Here is a 5,610-nt window from a genome sequence, read left to right as displayed (position 1 = left end):
TGCCTACTTAATGATAGCGAGTTGCACAGTCCAATTAATCATGTATGATAATTTCACTAATCAAAGAGAGTTGGGCAGTTTAGAGAATTTTAAAGTCACTTTTCAATAATGCCCATCCCTCAATTATTATTCAGCTTTTTGATTTTGGTTGGCAGAGTCAATCGCATATTGCTTTTCGGCTTCTGCATCACGAGCAGCGGCTTGAGGTGCATGCTCTTGGGCATACTTCTCATAATTGAGCTCTTTTTCGGCTACTGTTGTGGTTACAGGCTCCAACACCGCTTCGGCATTTTTCTCTACTGTAAATTTAACCGCATCTACTGCTGCTTGAGTACGGAGGTAATACATACCTGTTTTGAGTCCTTTTTTCCAAGCATAGAAGTGCATCGAGGTCAATTTGCCAAAATTGGCATTTTCCATAAAGATATTTAACGACTGAGACTGACAGATATAAGCTCCGCGGTCTGCTGCCATATCCACGATGGTTTTTTGCTTAATTTCCCATGCTGTTTTATAAAGGTCTTTGAGGTGTTGTGGAATCTCGGCGATTTTCTGTACTGAGCCATTGTGAGCCATAAGTTTGTTTTTCATAGCATCATTCCAAAGGCCTTCTTTTACTAGGTCTTTTAACAAGTATTTGTTGACCACCACAAACTCTCCTGACAGTACGCGACGAACGTATAGATTGGAAGTAAATGGTTCAAAGCACTCGTTGTTGCCAAGTATTTGGCTGGTCGATGCCGTGGGCATTGGTGCTAATAATAGAGAGTTACGCACGCCGTATTTTACAACATCCTTACGAAGTTGCTCCCAATTCCAATTGCTGCTCTTAGGAGTGATGTTCCACATGTCAAATTGGAAAATTCCCTGTGAAATCGGTGAGCCTTTCCACGTTTCATAAGGACCGTATTGTTTGGCCAATTCCATGGAAGCACTCATGGCTCCATGATAAATAGTTTCATGAATGTCTTCATTGAGGCGGCGCGCTTCTTCTGACTCAAAAGGCATCCGCATCATCAAAAAGGCATCTGCCAACCCTTGAATACCAATTCCAATAGGGCGGTGGCGTTTGTTGCTACGCTCTGCTTCTACTACCGGATAATAGTTAAGGTCAATGATTTTGTTGAGGTTGCGCGTTACGACTTTCGTAATTTCAAACAGCTTTTGATGGTTGAAATGCAAGAATCCATCGGCGCCTTGCTCTACAAACTTGGGCAATGAAATAGAGGCCAAGTTACACACAGCCACCTCATCTGGAGAGGTATATTCCATGATTTCGGTGCACAAGTTGGAAGACTTGATGGTGCCTAGATTTTTTTGGTTTGACTTGCGATTGGCGTGGTCTTTATAGAGCATGTAAGGGGTACCTGTTTCAATTTGGGACTCCATAATCGCAAACCACAAATCTTGCGCTTTGATAGTTTTGCGGGCTTTGCCTTCGCGCTCATATTTTTCATAAAGCTGCTCAAATTCTTCGCCGTAAGTATCTGGCAAACCAGGACATTCATGAGGGCAGAAAAGTGACCAAGTGTCGTTTTTCTCAACACGCTTCATAAACAAGTCTGGAATCCACATCGCATAAAACAAATCGCGAGCGCGGAGTTCTTCTTTGCCGTGGTTTTTCTTTAGATCCAAAAAATCGTGAATATCGGCGTGCCAAGGCTCAAGATAAATCGCAAAAGAGCCTTTACGCTTACCACCTCCTTGGTCTACGTATCGAGCTGTATCATTGAATACGCGCAGCATGGGCACAATACCATTAGAGTTGCCATTGGTACCTTTGATATAGCTTCCAGTAGCGCGGATATTGTGGATGCTCAAGCCGATACCTCCAGCTGATTGTGAAATAAGTGCACACTGCTTAAGGGTATCATAAATACCTTCGATACTGTCTTCCTTCATGGTAAGTAAGAAGCAGCTCGACATTTGAGGCTTAGGGGTTCCGGCATTGAAAAGCGTAGGAGTAGCATGAGTAAACCAGCGCTCTGAAAGGAGATTATAAGTCTCAATGACCGCGTCAATATCGTCTAAGTGAATACCTACAGCTACACGCATAAGCATATGCTGAGGCCGTTCGGCAATTTTTCCGTTTATTTTTAAAAGATAAGACTTCTCTAGGGTTTTGTATCCAAAATAGTCGTATCCATAATCTCGGTCGTAAATGATGGTTGAATCAAGGAGAGCTGCATGTTTGCGAATCACATCGTGCGCTTGCTTTGAAATAAGGGCGGCATTTTCTCCAGTTTTAGGATCTGTGTACGTATAAAGAAGCTTCATCGTCGCTGAAAATGACTTCAGCGTATTTTTGTGCAAATTAGAGATAGCAATTCTGGCTGCTAAGATAGCATAGTCGGGATGCTTAGTCGTCATAGATGCGGCTGTTTCGGCGGCTAATACATCCAATTCGGCAGTGGTGACACCATCATAAATACCGGCTACTACTTTTTTGGCTACCTCAATAGGCTGAACGTAAGCCGCTTCCAAACCATAGCACAACTTTTCGATGCGGGAAGTAATCTTATCAAATTTGACCGATTCGCGGCGGCCATCGCGTTTTATTACGTACATACAACAAAATGTTTATGGGGTGATCAATCTATCTTTTAGGGTAAAGCAATATCAAACACAATAATCTTTAAAGACACTGTTAAAGCGTTTAGCAGTGCCGTACAGTCTACAAAATTAAGAACCTTTCTGGGCTCTTTCCAAGTCAATGCGAGTCGTTGATTGAGACGAAATTTGAAAAGTCTTATCAACGTATAATGTTAAGAAATCGTTAACGGATTTGTCCTTAGTGTTTTACACTAACCGACCACAGTTTAAGGTTCGTTGAAAATTTATAAGAAAAATTTTCAATGGTATTTCCTCAAACTCTTCAAAGCGAGCGTAGAAATTAGAATAATGCAATTGTTTACAATTGTAAACAAAGATTTTGGACTCGCAAAATTTTTTTGTGGCTTTTTTCTAATTATTTATCAAGCGGTAAGTTTATTCATCATACAATAAAATTATACCTCCATAATGGAAAAATTTCACCTTTTAGAAATAATTTTTTTTCGAAAGGAAGCTCTATAAAACCTTGTGTATCAGCGAGATTTGCAAAATCTCCCGAGCCATGACCAGTAATAGGTTTAGCCATGAGGGTAGCGTCGTTTTGGAATATTTTTACTTGCAAAAAGTATGTTAATTGAGATGAATAGGAATAATCTTCGGCCAAAGCGACATATATATTATCCAATGCAGGTAAGCCAAGACATTGACGTAGCCAAGGGATAAAATAACGGCGTGCGCACAAAAAAGATGACACAGGATTGCCAGGTAGAGCAAATACAGTTTTGGTATCTTTTGTTCCAAACCAAAAAGGTTTACCAGGCTGTTGGCTCACTTTATGAAAATATTTTTTGACTCCTTCGGCTTCAAGAGCTTTAGGTATAAAGTCTTTTTTCCCTTGTGATACTCCGCCACACAATATTAATACATCGTATTGAAGGAGCGCTTGCCCAATGGTCGCTTGGGTTTGGGTGAGATTGTCGGGAATATGAATAAAATCAGCCTCAATCTGATAAAATTTGAGAAGGTCGGCGATACAATATACATTTGAACTTCTGATTTGATGAGGCAATGGTTCTTGCCAAACAGGTACTAGCTCATCGCCTGAAGTGATGATTACGACCGAGGGCAGTTTTTTCACAGTTACCTCAGAAGCTCCTACACTTGCCGCAATAGCAATCTCTGGAGGGCCTAAAAGAGTGTTGGTACAAACGATTGGTTTGCCTACTACTCTATCTTCTCCTTTATAATGTACATTTTGACCTTTTTTGAGACTGGTAGTGAGATACGCAATCTTGTCTCTCATATCAAGATCTTCGTATTTAACTACTGTATCAGTATTGATCGGTAATATACTTCCTGTCATCACTTCTATACAAGCATCAGGGTCTGAAAGGGTGTGCTGGGCTTCACCCGCGGTTTGAGTGCTTTCAATTCGAAAATCACGTTGGCCGTTTTCGTAGCTTTCCCACCGAATAGCAATTCCGTCCATGGTGACACGGTCGAAAGGAGGGAAATCACGATCTGCGATAAGGTCTTGGGCTAAAACTCGGCGGTGTGCTTTTTCGAATGGGATAGATTCGTTTCCGAAATCTATGGTATTTGCTAGAATGATGTTGGTAGCCTCAATAACAGACGTTAGTTTCATCGAATCAATGTGGGGGGCATGATGGTTAAACAACTTAAAAACGGGAAAAAAGTAGTGTTGTACTTTTAGTCTCTTTCATGAATAGGAGCCAAACGTAACCGAAGGGCAGAACCTGCTCTATCCGAAAAGACCGCTCTGATTTCGGCAACGATAGAAAGGGCAATTTCTTCGGGCGATACTGCGCCTATGTCCAGACCTACTGGAGCGTGGATACGTGCCATGTCGGTGTTGGCGAGGTCGATACCTTCTTGGGCTAGCTCATTAAAGATTTTCTCAGACCGCACTCTCGGTCCTAGCATACCGATGTAGGAGGCTCTTGTGTTGAGCACTTTAGGTAGGTTGTATTTGTCGGTTTTATAATCATGCGACATTAAAATAATCGCTGTGTGGTTGTCAACCAAGATAGAATCAAAGTCGGCAGGTGGTACAAGTGCATCGGCAGTAGCAAAGAGTTTTTGCATTACTTTTTGAGGATTGGCTACTACCGTAGCTCGCCATCCGATTTCTTTAACTAGACGCGCCAAAGGAAGCACATCGTATTGATGTCCCATCAATACCAAATGCACTTCGGGAGGGAGGATTTCGATAAACAACTCAATAGCTACTCCATCCTCTAATATGAAAGATTTGGGGCCAGATTTGCCTTTTTGGAGCTGCTCCTGAATGGCCTCTTCTATTTCAGACTGTATTTTGCCAAAAACATTCAGGCTCTGTGCGTCAGTATAGCGCACTACCTGCCCTGCTCCTAAACCCTCCCAGCTTTCTTCTAGTCGCATAATAGTGAGCAAAACATGGGTCTGCCGGCGCTCGTTCATACAACTTTTGAGAATTTCGACAGGGTTGTTGGAGTCGCCTATTTTGAGGGGCGTAAGCAACACATCAATCACCCCATTACAGCCTAGTCCCACGCCGATTTGGTATTGGTCATCTTGGGTAGTATCGTAAGTCACCAAGGTTGCTTCCGCTTTGGCCATTGCGAGGCGAGCTCGCTTTAGGGTATCCCCTTCAAGGCAACCACCGCTAATTCCGCCCACCCATACACCATCGTCGGTGATGAGCATACGAGCACCAGTGCGTCGATAAGAAGAACCTTCTACCCTAACTACTGTGGCAAGGGCGGCCTTGTTTTTGGTAGGATCAATGTGATTATAGGCGTTGATGATAGCCTTAATTTCTTTCATCTTGGTTGAGAAAATGTATTTTGAAAAAGGGAATTAATCGCTCTATATAACGCTTCAAAGCAAAAATAGGTTTTTCCGAGGGCTATCCAAATGATGAGTATTAGTAACTGATGTTACGCAGCCCTACCCAGAATAGGGTCGTTTGCTTTGAGAATTTTCAGTTTATTCCAAGCGTTTTTTAAGGCATTGAGCGTAAGTTTCCTTTTCAATGCGAAATGATTTTCTTTATTG

3 protein-coding genes are annotated in these 5,610 nt (G+C 42.1%); all 3 read right to left on the bottom strand.

Annotated elements, in window-relative coordinates:
- Positions 1-126 precede the first annotated feature (126 nt).
- Positions 127-2,568, bottom strand: a complete 2,442-nt coding sequence (locus P1X15_RS32330) for a ribonucleoside-diphosphate reductase subunit alpha (protein ID WP_277342241.1) — start codon at positions 2,566-2,568, stop codon at positions 127-129.
- A gap of 427 nt (positions 2,569-2,995) precedes the next feature.
- Positions 2,996-4,198 (bottom strand): molybdopterin molybdotransferase MoeA, encoded by a 1,203-nt coding sequence (locus tag P1X15_RS32325; protein WP_277342240.1) that lies wholly within the window; start codon positions 4,196-4,198, stop codon positions 2,996-2,998.
- A 65-nt stretch (positions 4,199-4,263) separates the two neighbouring features.
- On the bottom strand, positions 4,264-5,379 hold the full coding sequence (locus tag P1X15_RS32320) for an XdhC family protein (RefSeq protein ID WP_277342239.1): 1,116 nt from the start codon (positions 5,377-5,379) through the stop codon (positions 4,264-4,266).
- Positions 5,380-5,610 lie beyond the last annotated feature (231 nt).

It is taken from the genome of Runella sp. MFBS21 (genome assembly GCF_029433105.1).
GTDB lineage: Bacteria > Bacteroidota > Bacteroidia > Cytophagales > Spirosomataceae > Runella.
This window is presented reverse-complemented; position numbering and strand designations above follow the sequence as displayed.

What these genes read in the sequence shown, in the direction of transcription:
- P1X15_RS32325 (WP_277342240.1), bottom strand. Translation starts at nt 4,198, where the DNA reads ATGAAACTAACGTCTGTTATTGAGGCTACCAACATCATTCTAGCAAAT.
- P1X15_RS32330 (WP_277342241.1), bottom strand. Translation starts at nt 2,568, where the DNA reads ATGTACGTAATAAAACGCGATGGCCGCCGCGAATCGGTCAAATTTGAT.
- P1X15_RS32320 (WP_277342239.1), bottom strand. Translation starts at nt 5,379, where the DNA reads ATGAAAGAAATTAAGGCTATCATCAACGCCTATAATCACATTGATCCT.